The sequence below is a fragment of the Arthrobacter woluwensis genome (genome assembly GCF_030816155.1).
GTDB classification, from domain to species: Bacteria; Actinomycetota; Actinomycetes; order Actinomycetales; family Micrococcaceae; genus Arthrobacter_E; species Arthrobacter_E woluwensis_A.
The window spans coordinates 915,925-933,743 of sequence record NZ_JAUSXR010000001.1 but is presented as its reverse complement, the minus strand read 5'-3'; the positions used below and the strand labels follow the sequence as shown (position 1 = coordinate 933,743).

Sequence of the window (17,819 nt, the reverse complement as noted above, 5' to 3'; positions counted from 1 at the left end):
GTTACTTGTCGCTGACCACCAGGACGTCGGCGCCCAGCTGCCGGGCGCCGCCCGTCTCCAGCAGAGGTTCGACGGCGGCGCGCAACGCCGTCATCGAATCGTCCACTTCCAGCACCACGGGGTGCTGGTAGGCGATGAGGGAGAGCAGGTCACGGACCGCTTCGGCCGCGTCCTCCGCGTCCAGGGCGGGGTCGTGGCCCAGGAATACATCGGTGGCGCCCTCCTGGACCTCCTCCCCCGTGCCCGGCGCCGCGTAACTGATCGCGAAGGCGCGGATCTTCCCCGTGCGGGTGGGTGACACGGTGCTGCCGAATGCCGACTCCGGCTTGGCCCGCAGCACGATCGCGCCGTGAGCCCCGGAGAGGTCGTCGAGGAAGAGCCGCTGGACCGTGCCCAGGGACAGCTCTCCCGGATCGTCCCAGGAGTGCACCTCCCGGTAGTACCGGCCCACCACCTGCGTCAGTTCCACGGATCCCGTGGCGAGATCCATGATGACGTCGCTGCCCGCGTCCTCGCCCTCACCGTCGAACACGGGGAGCTTCAGCGCGCCCGCGGAGACCTCCACGAGGCGTGACCGCTGGATGGGCTCGAGCCCGGCGGACGCCGCGAAACCGGCGCCGTCAGTGCCCACGGCGACCTTGGACCGGAGAGCCGTCACGCCCGAGGGCGAGAGCTCCGCCTCACGGCGCAGCATCACCAGGAGGCTCGAACCGATGCCGTGTCCGCGGTGATCACGGGAGACCTCGATGTAGGACCAGAGCCGTTCGCTGTGCAGGGCGGTCTCGTAGACCACGCCCGCGGCGACCGGGACGGCGACACCGTCCACCACGTCCTCGGCCACGATGCACTGGCGCCACGGCTCACCGTTCGCGCTGTCTCCGTCGATGCTGCCCACGGACGGCGCGAAGGACGCCCGGAACTGCCCCGCCGCGGGGGAATCGGGATCCCCCCACAGCTGGAGCAGTTCCAGGTCGTCGCCTTCACGCCAGGGACGGTACTGGATGGTCATGCTAGGCGCCCAGCAGCTTTCCGGCCAGGTAGGCCTCCAGCTGATCCAGGGAGACGCGCTCCTGGCTCATGGTGTCGCGTTCGCGGATCGTCACGGCGTTGTCCTCGAGGGTGTCGAAGTCCACGGTGATGCAGAACGGGGTGCCGATCTCGTCCTGGCGGCGGTAGCGGCGGCCGATCGCGCCGGCGTCGTCGAAGTCGATGTTCCAGTGCTTGCGCAGCTTGTCACCGAGTTCGCGGGCCAGCGGGGAGAGCTGCTCGTTGCGGGACAGCGGCAGCACGGCGGCCTTGACCGGCGCCAGGCGCGGGTCCAGCTTCAAGACGGTGCGCTTGTCCACGCCGCCCTTGGAGTTGGGAGCTTCGTCCTCGGTGTAGGCGTCGGCCAGGAAGGCCATCATGGAGCGGGTCAGGCCGAAGGACGGCTCGATCACGTACGGGACGTACCGCTCGCCGGAGGCCTGATCGAAGTAGGAGAGGTCCTGCTTCGAGTGCTCGATGTGGTTCTTCAGGTCGAAGTCGGTGCGGTTGGCGACACCCATGAGCTCGCCCCAGCCGGAGCCGGCGAAGCCGAACTTGTACTCGATGTCGATGGTGCGGTCCGAGTAGTGCGCACGCTCGCCGTCCGGGACATCGAAGCGGCGCATGTTCTCCGGGTCGATGCCCAGGTCCACGAACCAGTTCCAGCAGGCCCCGACCCATTCCTCGAACGCCGCCGGGGCGTCCGCCGGCGGGGTGAAGTACTCGATCTCCATCTGCTCGAACTCGCGGGTGCGGAAGATGAAGTTGCCGGGGGTGATCTCGTTGCGGAACGCCTTGCCGACCTGGCCGATGCCGAACGGCGGCTTCTTGCGGGCGGCGGTCACCACATTGGCGAAGTTCACGAAGATGCCCTGGGCCGTCTCCGGGCGCAGGTAGTGCTTGCCGGACTCGTCGTCGATCGGGCCGAGGTAGGTCTTCATGAGGCCCGAGAAGTTCTGGGGCTCGGTCCACTCACCGCGCGTGCCGCAATCGGGGCACACGATGTCGTCCATGCCGTTCTCCGGGGCGCGGCCCTTCTTCGCCTCGTACGCCTCCAGGAGGTGGTCCTGGCGGTGGCGCTTGTGGCAGGAGAGGCACTCGACCAGCGGGTCCGTGAAGGTGGCGACGTGACCGGAGGCCTCCCACACCTTCGACGGCAGGATCACGGACGAGTCCAGGCCGACCATGTCGGCGCGGCCGCGGACGAAGGTCTGCCACCACTGGCGCTTGATGTTCTCCTTGAGCTCGGCGCCGAGGGGGCCGTAGTCCCACGCGGAGCGCGATCCACCGTAGATCTCACCGGCCTGGAAAACGAATCCGCGCCGCTTGGCGAGGGAGATGACCGAATCGAGGGTGGACTTTGCTGCCATATGAACAACTCCAGGGAAAGCGGGCCGCTGGGTGCGGTCCGGGTGCGGATACTCGTGCCGGTCCCCCAGTGGGGACACACGTCCTAGCCTACCGGCAGCACGTACGTCGGGCTGAACGTCTCCACGCCGCCCACCGGGGTGAGTTCGCCGTCCGGGCCGGGGACGAACACGCTCAGCCGGTGCCCGCGTTCCGCCGCGACGCAGAGGTGCGGGGCGCCGTCGTCGGCGCGCGCCCAGGCCAGGTGACGGGGCCACGCGCCGCCGCACGGAAGTGTCCGGAGCAGCCGCTCCTCCCCTTCCTCGCGCGCGACGACGGCGAGCGTGTCGCTCCCGCGCACGCCCACCACGAGTGCCCGCTCACCGGAGCCGGGGTGGCCGGTGATCTCACTCGGATAGGCCTGCTCGTGACCGGGAGCCAACGCCACGGGCTCACCGGCCAGGGCCCACGACCCGTTCTCGGCGCGGACGGCACGGTGGAGTGCGGCGTCGAGTTCACCGACCACCCAGAGCACCACCGCCCCCTTGCTGGCGCCCTCGCCGACCCCAGCCGCGGGCTCCTCCAGGAGCAGATGCCGCGGTCCGGTGCCGGGCGGGAGGTCCAGCCCGCCCACGAGCTCCGGACTGTCCTCACCCAGGAGGTATTCGTCGACCCGGTCCCGGCCCAGGTCCGCCACGAGGAAGCGGTCCTCGCCCAGCGCGAGGGTCGAGTGGGCATGGGGCCCTTCCTGACGGTCGGCCACCGGGCCGGCGCCGTCCTGTCCCGCGCCCTCCTGTCCCACGGTCCACAGCGGTTCGGTGCCCCACGGACCGTCCAGCGGAAGACCGGAGACCGTCCCGGAGCCGTAGTTCGCGACGAGGAGCAGCCCGCCGGCCAGGCCGAGGTGACACGGCGACGACCCGCCGCTGCTCACCCGGGCCTTGACCGCGAGGGTCTCCGGGTCCAGCTCGACCACCTGGCCGGCGTCGAGCTCCTCCACGGCGAAAAGGCGGCCGCCCGGCCCGCACAGCAGGAACGACGGGTTGCGCACGCCAGAGCTCGTGGCCAGCACCGTCAGCTCCCCGGCCACCGGGTCGACCGTCACGCGCTGCACCCCGGAACCACGGCCGGAACCGTCCTCGGTGTAGCTGCCGAGATAGAGAGGGATGTTCATCGTTCCTCCGTGGGGTAAGGCATCATGGGGATATGACTTCTCCTGCACCGGACGGCATCGACACCATCGAGATCCGGGATTCGATGATCCGCCTGGGTCAGCTTCTCAAGCTCTCCTCCCTCGCCGACGACGGCGTGGAGGCGACCGAGCTCATCAAGAACGGGCTGGTCAAGGTCAACGGCGACATCGAAGACCGCCGGGGCCGTCAGCTGACGACGGGCGACGTGGTGACGGTCAACGGTCAGAGCGTCCGCGTCATCGCTGCGGGCTGAGCACCTCGAAGCCGAGGAATTCGGCGACGTGCCCCACTTCCTGAGGGCTGATGCCGTGCCACACGCCGCTGTACTGCACCTTGGTGGCGCGGGCCTTGCCGAGCAGCCAGGCCGCGGTGAAATCGACCTTCTCGCGCGGGATCACGGGGTCCTGCGGATCGCGGCCCCAGAAGAAGGGCGTGCTGCCGTCGAGCTCCGCGTCCCGGAACCAGTCGGTGCCACCCTCGACGGCGAAACCTGACAGCCCCACGATCGCCGCGAAGTCCTGCGGGCGGCGGCGCCACATGCTGGTGGCCATCGCCATGCCCATGGAGAACCCCAGAAGGCTCACGGAGGTGAACTCCTCGCGCACCCCGTCCAGCCACTCGAGGACGTAGTCGGTCGCGGCCTTGACGGCGTCGAAGGAGTAATCGAGGGATCCGGTGAGCGGGAACCAGGTGAACCCCGGCCCCATCGTCAGGGGCGCACGCACGCTCGCGACCACGAATTCGTCCGGGAGCTGATCCGCCAGCCCGAACAGGTCCGCCTCGTTGGCGCCGTAGCCGTGCAGAAGCACCAGCAGAGGCCGGCCCTGCCGCTGATCTTCGGGGACGGACCAGAGGACGGTGGGTGCGGGGAAGGCGGGGGCGTCAAGACTCATGGCTCGTATTCTGCCATCACGGCCTGATCGGCCCGGCCGAAGAGGGCGGCGCGTTCCGGAAGCTACGGTGGCGTAACCGAGCCGCCCGGGGGCATGATGGGAAGAATGAGCGACTCCTCTCAGTTATCTTCAGGGCCAGTATTTCCCGCGCCGGCTTCCTCTCCTCAAGTTCAGCAGGAGAGCGACGGCGGCCACCCGTGGTCCCGGTACGTGGCCCTCGGCGACTCCTTCACGGAGGGCATCGGCGATCCCGAGCCGGCGAGCCCGGGCGGCCACCGCGGCTGGGCGGACCGCGTGGCGGAGGAATTGAGCGCCGGACACCCGGACTTCGCGTATGCCAACCTCGCCATCCGCGGGCGTCTCCTGCAGCAGATCATCGATGAGCAGGTGGACCCCTGCCTGGACCTCAAGCCGGATCTGATCACCATCTCCGCCGGCGGCAACGACCTCATCCGTCCCGGCGGCGATCCCGACGCCCTCGCCAACACGCTGGACGCCGCCGTCGGCCGTCTCGCCTCCGAGGGCGCCACGGTGGTGCTGTTCAACGGCCCGGACACGGTGTCGACCGTGTTGAGCCCGCTCCGCGGCAAGGTGGCCATCTACAACGAGAACCTGCGCACCGTGGCCGCGCGGCACGACGCCGTGATCGCGGACATGTGGTCGCTGCGGCAGCTCGCCGGCTCGCAGTACTGGGACCAGGACCGCCTCCACTTCTCGCCCCTCGGCCACCACACCATCGCGACGATGGTCCTGGACGCCCTGAACGTCCAGCACACTCTGGAACCGCTCTCCCCCAAGCCCATGCCGGAGAAGACGTGGCGCACCGCTCGCACCGAGGACTTCCTGTGGGCACGCGAGCACCTGTTCCCGTGGGTCCTGCGCCGCCTGCGGCACCAGTCGTCGGGCGACGGCATCCAGCCCAAGCGCCCGGTGGCGGGGCCGGTGTTCCTGCCGGGTCAGGAGCTCTGACTCAGGACGCCGCCGGGGCCTGATCGTCCGGGGCCTGGTCGTCCGGGTCCAGATCCGGATCCAGGTCCCGGGGCGCGCCGGGCTTCCGGAACGCGATCCTCATGTGATCGCTCGTGAGGAAGTCGGCGATGCCGATCATGATGAGGCTGAACACGATCTGCTCGGTCACCATCCACAGCGGATACAGCCCGGGGATCGCGGCCATGACGAGCGTGACCACGGGGAAGATCTGCGCGAACAGCCGGAGCCGCTGGTACGCCCAGTACCAGCCCTTGGTCGCGCGCCACGCGAAGTAGAACAGGGTGGCCGTCATCCCGAGCACCACCACGGTGCGCATCCAGACGGCGAACGGCACCGGCTCGCCGCTGCTCGACAGCACCAGCGCGACGACGACGGCCCCGACTCCCAGCACGAGCTCCAGCACCAGGAGCCACAGCACCCAGGTGAAAGCGCGCCGCGTCTTCGGATGGAGCCGCTGCCGCTCCCCGATGCGGACGCCGGCCTGGCGGCCTCCGGCGATGCGGTCGAGACGGAGCAGCAGGTTTTCCAGAGCCATGACGGGATTATCCCATCCGGACCTGCGGAGATCCCCTCAGCGACTGCTCCATAGGATGTCGTTTTCCCCGGATTTCGCGGCGGAATGACTTCCTATGGAGCAGTCAATGGGTTGTGAGGGCCGGATGGGTTGTGAGGGCCGGATGGGAATCTGGAGGCGGGGTTGAGAATGCCGGATAGGCCCGCCTCAGGCGAAAAGCGTCCGGCCGAGCAGCGCGCCGAGCTGGCCCGCTTCCGTGAGGAAGCCGTCGTGGCCGATCTCCGAGGCGATCCGGTGCACCGTGACGTCTCCGGGCAGGGCCGCGGCGAGGGCCTCGGACTGCCGGGGCAGGTAGAGCCGGTCGGACTCCACCGCGGCGACGAAGAACTCGACCGGGCTGTCCGCCAGCGCCGCCTCGACGCCGCCGCGGCCGCGGCCGACGTCGTGGCTCATGAGCGCTTCCGTCAGCGCGATGTAGCTGTTGGCGTCGAAACGGCGGACGAGCTTGCCGCCCTGATGGTCCAGGTAGCTCTCCACCTGGTACCGGCCCCGTTCGGCGAGGGCGGAGGCGTTGAGCGGCGACTCGCCCTCCTGGGGTTTGCGGCTGAAGCGGGCCTCGAGCTCCGCCTCACTGCGATAGGAGATGTGCGCGATCCGGCGCGCCAGGGCCAGGCCCGCCTCGGGCGCCGGGCCGTCGTAGTAGTCGCCGTCGCGGAAGGCCGGGTCCTGGCGGATGGCGAGGGTCTGCGCCTGGGCCAGGGCGATCTGCTCGGCGGTGCTGTGGGCGCCGATCGCGATCACCGCGCACTTGCGGACCCGCTCGGGGAACCCCGCGGCCCATTCCAGCGCCCGCGCGCCACCCATGGACCCGCCGACCACCGCGAACCACTGCCGGATGCCCAGCTGATCCGCGAGCCGCGCCTCGGCGACCGCCGCGTCGCGGAGCGTGATGAACGGGAACCGGGAACCCCACGGTTTGCCATCGGGGGCGGGGCTGGACGGCCCCGTGCTGCCGTTGCAGCCGCCGATGATGTTCACGGCCACCACGAAGAACCGGTCCGTGTCGATCGCGCGGCCCGGGCCGACCAGTCCGTCCCACCAGCCCTCCTCGTCCGTGTCACCCTGTGCGACGTGCGCGCTTCCCGTGAGGGCGTGCTGGATCAGGACCGCGTTGCCGCCATCGGGCGCGAGCGTCCCCCAGGTCTCGTACGCGAGGGTGACGTCCGGCAGCTTCCCGCCGGCCTCCAGCTCCAGCGGCCCGACGACGGCGGTGCGCTGCACACCGTGGCGCGCGTCGGCGTCGCGCTCCTCGCGGGTGGTGGTGTCCCGCGCAGTGGACAGTGGACGGGATGCAGCGATAGTCATGGGGCCTCTATTCCTGAGCTTGCCCGCGCCGGCCGGCGCTGGGCCGAGTCTTCACCCGGGGCACCCCACCGCAGGAGGAGGGTTGCCGGCCAGCGAACCGGGGTTTGGCGCTGGCACTCGTGACTCTCGGACCAGTGTAAAGGATCGGAAGAGGCCGTTTCTGAAGATGACGCTTCATGAGACAGGCTCTCGGGATTTATGTTCGCCCAAGTGGCAGCAAGGGCCGCGCATTCCGAAGAATGCGCGGCCCGTGGATGTCCCGCGGATGCCCCGAGGGGCTCAGACGGCGGCCTTCGCGGCCCGGAAACCGGCGTCCAGATCGGCCAGGATGTCGTCGATGTGCTCGATGCCCACTGCGAGACGGACCAGACCCGGGGTGACGCCCGCGGCGCGCTGACCGGCCTCGCTGAGCTGGGCGTGCGTGGTGGACGCCGGGTGGATGACGAGGGAACGGACATCGCCCAGGTTCGCCACATGCGAGTGGAGTTCCAGCGCGTCCACGAACGCCTTGCCGGCTTCGAGTCCGCCGGCGATCTCGAACGCCACCACGGCGCCGATGCCGTTCGGACCGTACTTGCGCCCCCGCTCGTACCACGGGCTGCTCGGCAGGCCTGCGTACGCGACGCGTTCGACGTCGTCGCGCGCCTCCAGGAACTCGGCGACCTTCAGCGCGTTCTCCACGTGGCGCTCGACGCGGAGGCTCAGCGTCTCGAGGCCCTGCGCGATGAGGAACGCGTTGAACGGGCTGACGGCGGATCCAAGGTCACGCAGCAGCTGCACGCGGGCCTTCAGGATGTAGCTGAGGTTGGCGCCCAGCGCACCGTCCGCGCCGAGGTCGCGGGCGTAGACGAGTCCGTTGTAGCTCTCGTCCGGGGTGTTGAAGCCCGGGAACTTCTCCGGGTCCGCGCCGAAGTCGAACTTGCCGGAGTCCACGATCACACCGGCGATCGCGCTGCCGTGACCGCCCAGGTACTTGGTGGCCGAATGCACCACGATGTCCGCGCCCCACTCGAGAGGCCGGATGAGGTACGGGGTGGCAAGGGTGTTGTCCACGATCAGCGGGACGCCGGATTCGTGCGCCACGGAGGCCACGCCCTCGATGTCCAGGATGTCCTGCCGCGGGTTGGAGACGACCTCGGCGAAGAAGAGCTTGGTGGTCGGCCGGACGGCGGCGCGCCAGTGGTCCAGATTGTCCGGGTCCTCGACGAAGGTGACCTCGATGCCGAACTTCTTCAGGGTGTTGGCCAGGAGGTTGTAGGTGCCGCCGTACAGGCTGGGGCTGGCCACCACGTGGTCACCCGCCTCGGCCACGTTGAGGATGGCGAACGTCTCCGCGGCCTGGCCGGAGCTGAGCAGCAGGGCCGCCAGGCCGCCTTCGAGGCTGGCGATGCGCTGTTCGACGGCGTCCTGCGTCGGGTTGCCGATGCGGGTGTAGATAGGGGCCAGTTCGGCGAGCGCGAAGCGGTTGGCGGCGCTCTCGGCACTCGGGAACACGAAGGACGTGGTCTGGTAGATCGGCAGGGCCCGCGCGCCGGTGACGGCGTCCGGCTCCTGTCCGACATGGATCTGGCGGGTTTCGAAGGACCAGTTGTTGGTCATGGCTTTCCTTAGATTTCAAGGGCCAGGAACGGTCTCCCCCACCATCGCGGCGTCAGCCTTCCCGAAGGAGAACCTGAAGGGAAAGAGACGGCGCCCACGGCCCGCGCTTGCGTGCCGGCGTGCATGCCGACCCGCCTGGTCTTCACCCGGGGCACCCCGCCGCGGACGGAGGGTTGCCGGCCAGCAAGCCGGGGCTCGATGCTGGCACTCATGACCTGCAACCCAGGGTAGGGGGCCGGAGGGAACGCGGAAAAGGGCTGCGTCACAGAACGTCCCAGAGGCCCTCGCCTGCGGCGGCAAGGCGAATGGGGAGGTCTGCCCATTCCCCTCCGCAGCGCGGTGGGGTTGACTCTGAACCATCACTCACCCGCACCATCGAGGAGTTTCATCATGGGGATTCAGACACATCACACATCGCCGTTCGGCCGGCGCCTCCTGGCCGCCGTCGCCACCGCCGGACTCGCCGTGGCAGGCCTGCTCGCCTCGAGCGCTCCGGCGTCCGCCGGGACTCTGGAACAGCACGGCCAGGTGGTGAAGCAATGCTCCGGGATCAAGAAGAACACCTATGCGGTGGCCGGCACCACCGCCACCATTCAGTACTGGTACTCCACCAACAACGGCGGCACCGCCTGCGCCATGCTCTACGACAACAAGGCCGGCGCCACCAACCTCCAGCTCAACATCGCCACGAGCTCGGTGTACTCCCACGACCACGGGATCTACGAGTACTACGCCGGCGGGGTTCAGCTGACCAACATGAGGGGCAAGTGCGTCGGCATCGCGGCCAATGTGTACAACAGGGCCGGGGACAAGGTGCTCGGCTACCGCCACGTCAGAGTCTGCAACTGACCAGGTCTCCAACTGAGCAGGGGCTGCAACCGAGCAAGCCCCGCAACTGCTCCGCAAGGCATCCCCAGCCAGGGACCTCTGCCGCCGGCCCAGCCGCTCCAGCACACCCTGACCGCGCGTTCCGGGCCTGGACACCCAGGCCCGGAACCGGGGAATTCCGCCCGGGCTGCCGGGAATCCGCCGCCGTCGCGTGACTTAGGTAACCCTAAGCTGAGTGCCTAGTCACAAAGTGCAAGGATGATGCCATGCGCATGGATCACGTTTCTTACGCTTGTGAACGCGATGGCCTGGAGGCCACGGCGGAGCGCATTTCTGCCGCTCTTGGACTGCACGCGGTGCGCGGTGGGGTACACCCCCGTTTCGGCACCCGCAACATGATCTTCCCCTTGGCCGACCACAAGTATCTTGAGGTCGTGGAAGTCCTGGACCACCCCGCTTCGGACAAGGCACCGTTCGGCCAGGCCGTGCGGGCCCGCTCCGCGATGGGCGGTGGGTGGATGGGCTGGTGCGTCGCCGTGGACGACCTGGCCCCCTTCGAATCACGTCTGGGCCGCGAGGCCGTCCCCGGGAACCGCAAGTTCCCCGACGGCCGCGAGCTCATCTGGAAGCAGATCGGCATCCTGGGTCTCATCGCGGACCCGCAGGTGCCGTACATGCTCAAGTGGGAGGGTGACTCCACCCTCCACCCGTCGCTCGTGTACCCGAGCGACGTCAGGGTCTCCAGCCTCACCATCGCCGGTTCCGCGGAACGCGTGACCGAGTGGCTCGGCGAGGAAGTGGAGAACCCGCTGGAGGACGTCGCCGTGGAGTGGATCGCTCCGCACGGCACCCCCGGCATCATGTCCGTGACCTTCGAAACGGCGAACGGCTCCGTGACCCTCTGAGGCTCACCCGCCCACGCCGCCTGAAGGCCGCCTGTTCCGCATCGCGCGGAGCGGCGGCCTTCGTCGTACCCCGCTTCCCCGGCGCCACCTCCTCTTTCGGAGCGGCCCGTGTTCAGTACGATGAGTCCACCAGCGACGGCGCCACGCACCGACGAGGCCACGGCCGCCCAGAGGTCCGCGGAGCCGCTCGCTGATCAGGCCACGCTCGCCGGCGCGGGCGCGGTGTCAGAGCCCAGAGGGAGGGCCCATGAAGAGAACATCACTCGCAGCCGCACTCGCACTGCTGACCCTGCTGGTCACGTCCTGCACCCCCGACGGCGGCCGGCCCGCCCCGCCGGCGCCGTCGCCGACGCAGCGGGTCGTCCCAGCAGGCAACCCGGACCGCGACCAGGCCGCCGTCCGGCGGCAGCTGGCGGCCGTCGATCCGTGCGCGCTGCTCGAGCCCCGCACCACCGCGGTCCTCGGGCGGAAACCCGAGCTCGTCAGCACCACGCCGTTCGACTGCCGGGTCCAGGATGAGGGTGTGCAGGCCGTGAGCTACGCGGACAGCACCGCCTCCCAGCGGCACTGGCAGGAGCGGCTCGATCTCGGCGGTGTGGTGGCCTACCGCTCCACCAAGGCGACCGGCCGGTGCACGATCAGCCTGCCGGTCGACTTCGACCACGCCATCACCCTCGCCCAGGATGCGGTGGGCGCCTACGACTGCACGCAGCCCGAGGCGTACGCCAAGGCCGTCGCTCCGCGCCTGCGGGATGATCCGGCGTCGTTCGCGCGGAAGGACCCCCGGCCCGGCGTCTCCGTGTGCGATGTCCTGTCCTCGGCACTCGGGCCCCTCCCCACCGGGCAGGCCCTGGCGCCCCGCAAGTCCTTCACCAGCAGCCTCGCCGAATGCGGTGTCTGGCGGGACGCGGCGGCCTCGGGCGGCGCGCCCGTCTACACCCGGCAGGCCCTCACGCTGGCCTACCGGCAGCCTCTGGCAAAACTGCGCACCGGGGGCGGCTGGCAGGACAGCGAGGTGCGGCCGATCGCGGGGACCGATGTCCTGTTCTGGAAGGATTCCGGAGCCGGCTGCACGCTCCTCTGGGACGCCTGGCCGAACCAGACGCCCGTGCGCGACCGTGTCATCCAGGCACAGGCCGAGGCGGCGACGTGCGCCGACGCCTCCGCGCTCGCGCAGAAGCTCATCCCCGTCCTCGCCAAGGCCGCGCCGCAGACCCTCGCGAAGACGCCCCTCGTGTACTCGGCGACGGAGCCGGACCTCGCGGCGCCCGGAGCGTGCTCCCACGTCGTGGACCAGGACCTCCGGAAGTGCGCACCCGCCACGGGTGCCGCCGCGTCCTCGGACCCGCGGCAGACCGTCGCGTACGGCGCAGCGGATGCCGACACCCTGTGCACGGCCGCGGCCCCGACGGTCCGGAGGATCGCGGGGTCGGCGCTGGAGGCGGTCACGGCCGTCCCTCCGGGCGACGGAGTACTCAACCCCGGTGTCCTCCCGGTGCTGTGCGAATTCGTCGAGCCGAGCCACAGTGTGGTGGTGCGCATCGGCGCCGTGGCGGATCTGCCGCTGAACAGCAGGCTGCTCCTCACGCAGACCCGCACCGCCCGCGACACCGACTTCGCCGGGCATGCGGCCAAGACCAGCTCCGGGGAGGTGCTCCGCGGCGCGCCGGACACCCGGAGGACCGCCCTGATCGCGGACACCACGGCCGAGGCGCCGGGCCTGCTGCTGGTCGAGATGTCGGCCCTGCCGGACCGCGGCCAGGGCACCGGCAAGGTGTCACCGGCGGCCCGGGAGCGATTGAACGGCTTCGACGACCTGGCCACGGCGCTCAGCAAAGAACTGCTCGGCGCCCGCTGACGGCACGGGCACCCGTGCCCGGGCCGAGCGCCCACGCCTAGCCCAGCCCGATCGCCTTGCCGAACAGGTCGTAGCCCACGAACGCCCCCACATCGAGCAGGGCATGCGCCACCACGAGCGGCATCACGCGCCGCCACTTCAGGTACACCCACCCGAACACCAGCCCCATCACCACATTGCCGAGGAACGGTCCGAACCCCTGATACAGGTGATAGCTGCCCCGGAGCAGGGCGCTCGCCAGCACGATCCAGAGCGGTGAGAAGCGCAGCTGCCCGAGCCGCCGGAACAGGTAGCCGACCACCAGGGTCTCCTCCAGCACGCCGTGCCGGATGCCCGACAGCACCAGGACCGGCACCGTCCACCAGTGGGCGTCCAGGGCGGCCGGGATGATCGCCGTCGTGACGCCGAGCGCCCGGCCCGCCGCGTACAGCGCCAGCGTTCCCGCGCCGATGCCGACCGCGAGCGCCAGGCCGGTCCCGGCGTCGCGCACCGGATGCGCCAGGTCGAAGCCCATCCCCCGCCAGGGCTTGCGCCCGGCGACGCCGCGCCACGGCAGGAAGGTGGCGAGGAGGTAGAAGGCGAGCAGCACCGGCACCAGCGAGAACACGATGTCCAGCAACTGGTACAGCAGATCGAAGAACTCCCGCTGATTGCGGGAAGGATTCAAAGTGGACGTCGCGGAGGAGAGCGGCCCGCGGCTGAGCTTGTCGGCGAGCTGCACCACCGAGTACACCGCGGACTGCCCCAGCGACAGCCCCAGCACGAGCGCGATCTCCCACCAGAGGCGCCGCCGTCGCCGCTCGTCCGCAAGAGGCTCCCAGTCCAGGGACGACGACGGCGGGGACGGCTTCAGGCGCGGCATGTCACCACTGTAGTGACGCGCCACGGACACGCGCACACTCCGCCGATCCCGCGGCGCCCCGTGGCCCGGCGGTGCGCCTAAGCTGGGCCTATGAGTGCGCCGCAGCAAATCATCATGATCCGGCACGGGCAGTCGGCGGCCAACGTGGACACCGGGATCTACAACCGGGTCCCGGACTACCGGATCCCGCTCACCGAGCTCGGAGTGGAACAGGCCCGTCAGGCGGGCGAGAAGATCCGCCGGCAACTGGACGGCCAGCAGGTCTGCGTCTACGTCTCGCCGTACCTGAGGGCCTATCAGACCCTGGACGCCCTGGGACTGGGCGATCTGACCGAGCGCGTCATCGAGGAACCACGTCTCCGGGAGCAGGACTGGGCGAACTTCCAGATCGCCGGGGACATCGCGGACCAGAAGGAGCTCCGGAACGCCTACGGCCACTTCTTCTACCGGTTCCGTGAGGGTGAATCAGGGTCGGACGTCTACGACCGCATCTCCAGCTTCATGGAGACCCTGTACCGCCACTGGTCCAAGCCGAGCTACGCCCCCAACGCGCTCCTGGTCACGCACGGCCTCACGATGCGCCTGTTCTGCATGCGCTGGTTCCACTGGTCCGTGGAGTACTTCGAGTCGCTCAACAACCCGGGGAACGCCGAGATCCGCACCCTCATCCGCGAGGAGCACGGCAAGTACCGGCTGGACGCGCCGTTCAGCCAGTGGACGCAATGCCGCGAGACGGCGACCGTCCTGGACGCGCCGCCGCTGCACTTCTGAGACGGACCACCTCTGGGACGTGGCCCGGCCCCGCCGTGAAGGCGGACCGGCCCTGGCCGCCCGGCCCTAGTGCGCCGTCTCCTCCTCGCTCGGAACCGATGACGCGTGCCGGTGATCCGCCACGCCGTCCCGGGCCACCAGCACCTTGGTGCCGCGGTCCTGGAATGCCTTGAGATCCTTGGCGGAGATGCCCTCATCCGTGATGAGATTGCGCATCTGGAAGCCGTGCATCGTGGCGAAGGCCCGCTTCCCGATCTTCGAGGAGTCGGCCAGGATGTAGCCCTCCAGGGCCCGCTTGGCCATGAGAGAGTTCACCTGGGCTTCGCCCTCGTCGTTGATGGTGGGGCCGAGGACCGGGTCCACTCCGTTGACGCCGATGAACGCGATGTCCAGCGCCACCTTCTGCATGATGGTGTCCGTGAACGGTCCCACGAGTTCGTAGGAGCGCGGGTTCAGAATGCCGCCGGTGACCATGATCTTGATGTTCGGGCGCACGGCCAGCTGCGAGGCGATGTTGATGGCGTTGGTGACCACGGTCAGCGTGGGCCGGTTGGACGGGGCGTTGAGGTCATCCCGGGTGGCGAGGACCTGCGCCAAGGCGGTGCTCGTGGTGCCGCCGCCCAGGCCCACCACCATGTACGGCTCCACGAGGGAGGACGCGGCAAGGGCGATCTGCTGCTTCGCCTCGGCGTTGTCGTCGCGGTTGTAGCGGCCGGGAAGGTCGTAAGAGACGGAGCCCGTCGTGGCGCCGCCGCGGGTACGGCTCAGCAGCCGCTGCTTGGCCAGCGAGTCCAGGTCACGGCGTGCCGTGGCGGGAGAGACGCCCAGCTGGGTGACGATGTCCTCCACCTCGATCTGGCCACGCTCGGCCAGGAGGTCGAGAATGGCCGTCAATCGGTCGGTCCGGTTCATGAAGCACGCTCCGCAGTGTCGAAAAGAGTCAGAAGCCGGGCCACTTCTGGAATCAGTGCAGCCCGCCCCGCCCCCAGGTATTTCCGGGAATCCACAATATCCGGATGAGCTTCAAGGTACTCGCGCACAGCCCGTGTGAAGAAACCGTTAAGGTGTGTCGAGACGTTGATCTTCGTCATGCCCGCACGGATCGCCGCCTGGATGTTCGCATCGGAGACGCCGGAGGAGCCGTGCAGCACGAGGGGGACGTCCAGCGCGGCGTGCAGGGCGGCGATGCGTTCGAGGTTCAGCTGGGCGTCGCGGCTGGTCATCGCGTGCGAGGAGCCGACCGCCACGGCAAGGGCGTCGACGCCGGTGGCCGCGACGAAGTCCCGGGCCTCCTGCGGGTCGGTCAGCACGCCGGGCGCGTGTGCCCCGTCCTTCCCTCCGACCTTGCCGAGCTCCGCCTCGACGTAGACGCCCGCGGCGTGCGCGTACTCCCGCACGCGAGCGGTCGAGGCGACGTTCTCCTCATAGTCGAGGTGGGCGCCGTCGTACATGATGGAGCCGAAGCCGAGGTCGACCGCCTGCCGCGCCAGGTCCTCGCTCTCGGCGTGGTCCAGGTGCACGGCGAGGTCGACGCCGGCGGCGCGGGCTGCGGACAGGGTCGCGAGGGCGATGGGCTCCAGCCCGCCGTGGTACTTGGCGCAGTTCTCCGAGATCTGGAGGATGAGCGGCAGACCGGCCTGCTCGGCGCCCGCGATGAGCCCTTCGACGGTCTCCAGGTGGATGACGTTGAACGCGCCCTGACCGCTCCCCCGCCCTGTGGCGCGGTCCATGATGGTGCGGGTGCTGACCAGGCTCATGCAAGTTCCTCCAGGGTGATGATCAGGTGTTGTTCCAGTTCGGTGTGCCGGGGCGAGATCTCGCCGGCCCCCGGCATCAGGACTGCGGCCGCCGACCAGGAGGTGGCGCGCCGCAGCAGATCTTCCGGGTCGTCCAGGCCTTCGGCGAGTGCCGTCGCCAGGGCGGAGACCGCGGCGTCGCCCGCGCCGGTCGGATTGCCGCGGAGGGGTTCGGGGAGCCGGGCCCGCCAGCAATGCCGGGGATGGTCCGCGGAGAAGAGCCGCATGCCCTCGCTTCCGGAGCTCACCACCACCGTGCGGGCGCCCAGGTCCAGGAGCCGCCGCGCCGCGGTGGGAAGGTCGTCGCCATCGAACGCCTCGAGCAGTTCATGGTGATTGGGCTTCAGCACGTCGGCGCCGGCACGCGCAGCGGCCAGGATGCCGGGGCCGGACGTGTCGATGATGGCCGGGACGCCATGCTGGTGCGCGAGCGTCACCAGGGCCGGATAGAAGTCGCCGGGCGCGCCGGGCGGCAGGCTGCCGGACCCCACCAGGACCGCGGCGTCCTGCAGAGAGTCGACGACGACGGCCGCGAGCCGCTGCCAGTCGGCGGCGGCCAGGGCGTGCCCGCTCTCGTTGAAGATGGTCGTGTCGCCGAGGGCCTCTTCGACGAAGGCCATGCTGCGACGGGTCTCGGCCTCGACCGGGACCAGCCGGTGCGGGACCCCGCTGGCTTCCAGCTCCGCGGCGAAGACCTCCCCTGTGGCGCCGCCGACCGGGGCGATGGCCAGCGTCGAGCGGCCCTGCTGATGGGCGACCCGGGAGACGTTGAGCCCCTTGCCTCCCGCACGGGCCAAGGGAGGCGCCACACGGTGACTGGCCCCGTGCTCGATGCGTTCCAGGAAGTAACTGGTGTCGAGCGCCGGGTTCGGGGTGACGGTGACGACGCGGCCCGGCGAGGGCTGCGGTTCCGGGGCGTCCGGCGTCAGTGATGCGTCGCTCACGGCAGCCGCACCTCCAGGAGCCGGGCGCGTGCTTTCAGCGCCGAGCCGAGCATCCCGGCGTCCTGACCGAGGGACGCGGCGCGGATGACCGGGCGGCGCTGGAAGTCGAGCGCGTGATCCACGGCGTGGCGCAGCGGATCCAGCAGGGCCTCCCCGGCAGCGGAGAGCCCGCCGCCGATCACGACGGCCTCCGTCCCCAGGATCGAAACGCATTGGCAGATGCTGAACGCGAGCGCCTCCACGGCCTCATTCCAGATCTTGAGGGCTTCAGGTTCACCCGTGAGCGCCCGTTCCAGGACTTCGCGGGCCCCGTCCACCGGGGTGCCGGTGAGGCGGACGTAGCGCTTGGCGATGGCCCCGGCGCTGCCGACGGATTCCAGGATGACGCTGCCCTGGCCCTCGGGATCCGGCACCATGGAGTGCCCGATCTCTCCCGCGAAGCCGCCGGCCGAGACGGCACGGCCACCCGTGAAGATCGCGGCGGCGATCCCGGTCCCGACCACCATGACCATGGCGTCCTGGAATTCGCGGGCGGCGCCCAGTTCCATCTCGGCCGCACCCGCGCTGGAGACATCGTGGCCGAAGGCGACCGGCATGCCGAGCATCTCCTCCGCGCGCTCACGGAACGGGAAGTTCCGCCAGCCCAGATTGGCCGAGTAGATGCCGATCCCGTGGGCCTCGTCCACGAGTCCGGGCACCGTGATGCCGACCGCCTCGAACGTCCCGACCGGGTACTGGCGGCTGTACTCGGCGAAGAGTTCGGCGATCCGTTCCAGGATCGCCTCCCCCGGACGGTCCGGGTCCAGCGGCGTCTTGTGCCGTCGCAGGGCGAGCACCGAGCCCGCGGCGTTGACGACCCCGGACTTCATGTCCGTGCCGCCCACGTCGAAGGCGAGTACCCCTGCGTCCGCGAATCCCAGTGCCATGC

The 17,819-nt window shown here is 69.9% G+C and carries 18 protein-coding genes and 2 riboswitches; of the genes, 6 read left to right on the top strand and 12 right to left on the bottom strand.

The window, feature by feature from the left end; translation table 11 throughout:
- Window position 1 precedes the first annotated feature (1 nt).
- The 3 genes from QFZ52_RS04095 to QFZ52_RS04085 form a co-directional block, all read right to left on the bottom strand.
- On the bottom strand, window positions 2-1,009 hold the full coding sequence (locus tag QFZ52_RS04095; RefSeq protein WP_307496367.1) for a GNAT family N-acetyltransferase: 1,008 nt from the start codon (window positions 1,007-1,009) through the stop codon (window positions 2-4).
- A gap of 1 nt (window position 1,010) precedes the next feature.
- Window positions 1,011-2,396: a glycine--tRNA ligase gene (locus tag QFZ52_RS04090; RefSeq protein ID WP_307496366.1), complete on the bottom strand. Its 1,386-nt coding sequence runs from the start codon at window positions 2,394-2,396 to the stop codon at window positions 1,011-1,013.
- An 83-nt stretch (window positions 2,397-2,479) separates the two neighbouring features.
- Window positions 2,480-3,547: a lactonase family protein gene (locus QFZ52_RS04085; protein ID WP_307496365.1), complete on the bottom strand. Its 1,068-nt coding sequence runs from the start codon at window positions 3,545-3,547 to the stop codon at window positions 2,480-2,482.
- A 32-nt stretch (window positions 3,548-3,579) separates the two neighbouring features.
- On the opposite strand from QFZ52_RS04085, the gene QFZ52_RS04080 reads away from it, so the two are divergent.
- Window positions 3,580-3,819, top strand: a complete 240-nt coding sequence (locus QFZ52_RS04080; protein ID WP_307496364.1) for an RNA-binding S4 domain-containing protein — start codon at window positions 3,580-3,582, stop codon at window positions 3,817-3,819.
- On the opposite strand, the gene QFZ52_RS04075 is transcribed toward QFZ52_RS04080, so the two are convergent.
- Window positions 3,803-4,459: an alpha/beta hydrolase gene (locus QFZ52_RS04075; protein ID WP_307496363.1), complete on the bottom strand. Its 657-nt coding sequence runs from the start codon at window positions 4,457-4,459 to the stop codon at window positions 3,803-3,805. The genes QFZ52_RS04080 and QFZ52_RS04075 overlap by 17 nt on opposite strands.
- 105 nt (window positions 4,460-4,564) lie before the next feature.
- Between QFZ52_RS04075 and QFZ52_RS04070 the strand changes: the two genes are divergently transcribed.
- Window positions 4,565-5,428: an SGNH/GDSL hydrolase family protein gene (locus tag QFZ52_RS04070; RefSeq protein WP_307496362.1), complete on the top strand. Its 864-nt coding sequence runs from the start codon at window positions 4,565-4,567 to the stop codon at window positions 5,426-5,428.
- A gap of 1 nt (window position 5,429) precedes the next feature.
- Here QFZ52_RS04070 and QFZ52_RS04065 read toward each other — a convergent pair whose 3' ends face one another.
- From QFZ52_RS04065 to QFZ52_RS04055, 3 genes are all read right to left on the bottom strand, one after another.
- Entirely contained in the window at window positions 5,430-5,984 is a 555-nt protein-coding gene (locus QFZ52_RS04065; RefSeq protein WP_307496361.1) for a hypothetical protein, read from the bottom strand.
- Window positions 5,985-6,170: 186 nt separating this feature from the next.
- Window positions 6,171-7,328, bottom strand: a complete 1,158-nt coding sequence (gene metX / locus QFZ52_RS04060; RefSeq protein ID WP_307496360.1) for a homoserine O-acetyltransferase MetX — start codon at window positions 7,326-7,328, stop codon at window positions 6,171-6,173.
- Between the two features lie 10 nt (window positions 7,329-7,338).
- Window positions 7,339-7,453, bottom strand: a riboswitch (SAM riboswitch).
- A gap of 154 nt (window positions 7,454-7,607) precedes the next feature.
- On the bottom strand, window positions 7,608-8,927 hold the full coding sequence (locus tag QFZ52_RS04055) for a bifunctional o-acetylhomoserine/o-acetylserine sulfhydrylase (protein WP_307496359.1): 1,320 nt from the start codon (window positions 8,925-8,927) through the stop codon (window positions 7,608-7,610).
- A 98-nt stretch (window positions 8,928-9,025) separates the two neighbouring features.
- Window positions 9,026-9,143: riboswitch (SAM riboswitch) on the bottom strand.
- Between the two features lie 174 nt (window positions 9,144-9,317).
- Here QFZ52_RS04055 and QFZ52_RS04050 point away from each other — a divergent pair.
- The 3 genes from QFZ52_RS04050 to QFZ52_RS04040 all read left to right on the top strand — a co-directional run bounded on the left by QFZ52_RS04050 (window position 9,318) and on the right by QFZ52_RS04040 (window position 12,518).
- Window positions 9,318-9,776 carry a hypothetical protein gene (locus QFZ52_RS04050; protein WP_307496358.1) on the top strand — a complete coding sequence of 153 codons (459 nt, stop codon included), beginning with the start codon at window positions 9,318-9,320 and terminating at the stop codon, window positions 9,774-9,776.
- Between the two features lie 245 nt (window positions 9,777-10,021).
- Window positions 10,022-10,660 carry a VOC family protein gene (locus tag QFZ52_RS04045; RefSeq protein ID WP_066215123.1) on the top strand — a complete coding sequence of 213 codons (639 nt, stop codon included), beginning with the start codon at window positions 10,022-10,024 and terminating at the stop codon, window positions 10,658-10,660.
- 247 nt (window positions 10,661-10,907) lie between these two features.
- The gene (locus QFZ52_RS04040) at window positions 10,908-12,518 is read left to right on the top strand and encodes a hypothetical protein (protein ID WP_307496357.1); all 1,611 of its coding nucleotides are present in this window, start codon (window positions 10,908-10,910) and stop codon (window positions 12,516-12,518) included.
- A 37-nt stretch (window positions 12,519-12,555) separates the two neighbouring features.
- Here QFZ52_RS04040 and QFZ52_RS04035 read toward each other — a convergent pair whose 3' ends face one another.
- The gene (locus QFZ52_RS04035) at window positions 12,556-13,380 is read right to left on the bottom strand and encodes a CPBP family intramembrane glutamic endopeptidase (protein ID WP_307496356.1); all 825 of its coding nucleotides are present in this window, start codon (window positions 13,378-13,380) and stop codon (window positions 12,556-12,558) included.
- A 90-nt stretch (window positions 13,381-13,470) separates the two neighbouring features.
- On the opposite strand from QFZ52_RS04035, the gene QFZ52_RS04030 reads away from it, so the two are divergent.
- Complete coding sequence (locus tag QFZ52_RS04030) at window positions 13,471-14,151, top strand: histidine phosphatase family protein (RefSeq protein WP_278268580.1); 681 nt, start codon at window positions 13,471-13,473, stop codon at window positions 14,149-14,151.
- A 66-nt stretch (window positions 14,152-14,217) separates the two neighbouring features.
- Here QFZ52_RS04030 and QFZ52_RS04025 read toward each other — a convergent pair whose 3' ends face one another.
- From QFZ52_RS04025 to QFZ52_RS04010, 4 genes are read right to left on the bottom strand one after another with little or no spacing between them, the layout of a single operon-like run.
- On the bottom strand, window positions 14,218-15,063 hold the full coding sequence (locus QFZ52_RS04025; protein ID WP_307496355.1) for a DeoR/GlpR family DNA-binding transcription regulator: 846 nt from the start codon (window positions 15,061-15,063) through the stop codon (window positions 14,218-14,220).
- Window positions 15,060-15,908 (bottom strand): class II fructose-bisphosphate aldolase, encoded by an 849-nt coding sequence (locus QFZ52_RS04020; protein WP_307496354.1) that lies wholly within the window; start codon window positions 15,906-15,908, stop codon window positions 15,060-15,062. Before QFZ52_RS04020 ends, QFZ52_RS04025 begins: the two co-directional genes overlap by 4 nt.
- Window positions 15,905-16,891, bottom strand: a complete 987-nt coding sequence (locus QFZ52_RS04015) for a 1-phosphofructokinase family hexose kinase (protein ID WP_307496353.1) — start codon at window positions 16,889-16,891, stop codon at window positions 15,905-15,907. The genes QFZ52_RS04020 and QFZ52_RS04015 overlap by 4 nt, the downstream gene beginning before the upstream one ends.
- Window positions 16,888-17,817: an ROK family protein gene (locus QFZ52_RS04010; RefSeq protein WP_278268576.1), complete on the bottom strand. Its 930-nt coding sequence runs from the start codon at window positions 17,815-17,817 to the stop codon at window positions 16,888-16,890. Before QFZ52_RS04010 ends, QFZ52_RS04015 begins: the two co-directional genes overlap by 4 nt.
- Window positions 17,818-17,819 lie beyond the last annotated feature (2 nt).

What these genes read in the sequence shown, in the direction of transcription:
- QFZ52_RS04050 (WP_307496358.1), top strand. Translation starts at nt 9,318, where the DNA reads ATGGGGATTCAGACACATCACACATCGCCGTTCGGCCGGCGCCTCCTG.
- QFZ52_RS04045 (WP_066215123.1), top strand. Translation starts at nt 10,022, where the DNA reads ATGCGCATGGATCACGTTTCTTACGCTTGTGAACGCGATGGCCTGGAG.
- QFZ52_RS04085 (WP_307496365.1), bottom strand. Translation starts at nt 3,547, where the DNA reads ATGAACATCCCTCTCTATCTCGGCAGCTACACCGAGGACGGTTCCGGC.
- QFZ52_RS04055 (WP_307496359.1), bottom strand. Translation starts at nt 8,927, where the DNA reads ATGACCAACAACTGGTCCTTCGAAACCCGCCAGATCCATGTCGGACAG.
- QFZ52_RS04030 (WP_278268580.1), top strand. Translation starts at nt 13,471, where the DNA reads ATGAGTGCGCCGCAGCAAATCATCATGATCCGGCACGGGCAGTCGGCG.
- QFZ52_RS04095 (WP_307496367.1), bottom strand. Translation starts at nt 1,009, where the DNA reads ATGACCATCCAGTACCGTCCCTGGCGTGAAGGCGACGACCTGGAACTG.
- QFZ52_RS04035 (WP_307496356.1), bottom strand. Translation starts at nt 13,380, where the DNA reads ATGCCGCGCCTGAAGCCGTCCCCGCCGTCGTCGTCCCTGGACTGGGAG.
- QFZ52_RS04065 (WP_307496361.1), bottom strand. Translation starts at nt 5,984, where the DNA reads ATGGCTCTGGAAAACCTGCTGCTCCGTCTCGACCGCATCGCCGGAGGC.
- QFZ52_RS04040 (WP_307496357.1), top strand. Translation starts at nt 10,908, where the DNA reads ATGAAGAGAACATCACTCGCAGCCGCACTCGCACTGCTGACCCTGCTG.
- metX (WP_307496360.1), bottom strand. Translation starts at nt 7,328, where the DNA reads ATGACTATCGCTGCATCCCGTCCACTGTCCACTGCGCGGGACACCACC.
- QFZ52_RS04075 (WP_307496363.1), bottom strand. Translation starts at nt 4,459, where the DNA reads ATGAGTCTTGACGCCCCCGCCTTCCCCGCACCCACCGTCCTCTGGTCC.
- QFZ52_RS04080 (WP_307496364.1), top strand. Translation starts at nt 3,580, where the DNA reads ATGACTTCTCCTGCACCGGACGGCATCGACACCATCGAGATCCGGGAT.
- QFZ52_RS04020 (WP_307496354.1), bottom strand. Translation starts at nt 15,908, where the DNA reads ATGAGCCTGGTCAGCACCCGCACCATCATGGACCGCGCCACAGGGCGG.
- QFZ52_RS04010 (WP_278268576.1), bottom strand. Translation starts at nt 17,817, where the DNA reads ATGGCACTGGGATTCGCGGACGCAGGGGTACTCGCCTTCGACGTGGGC.
- QFZ52_RS04025 (WP_307496355.1), bottom strand. Translation starts at nt 15,063, where the DNA reads ATGAACCGGACCGACCGATTGACGGCCATTCTCGACCTCCTGGCCGAG.
- QFZ52_RS04070 (WP_307496362.1), top strand. Translation starts at nt 4,565, where the DNA reads ATGAGCGACTCCTCTCAGTTATCTTCAGGGCCAGTATTTCCCGCGCCG.
- QFZ52_RS04090 (WP_307496366.1), bottom strand. Translation starts at nt 2,396, where the DNA reads ATGGCAGCAAAGTCCACCCTCGATTCGGTCATCTCCCTCGCCAAGCGG.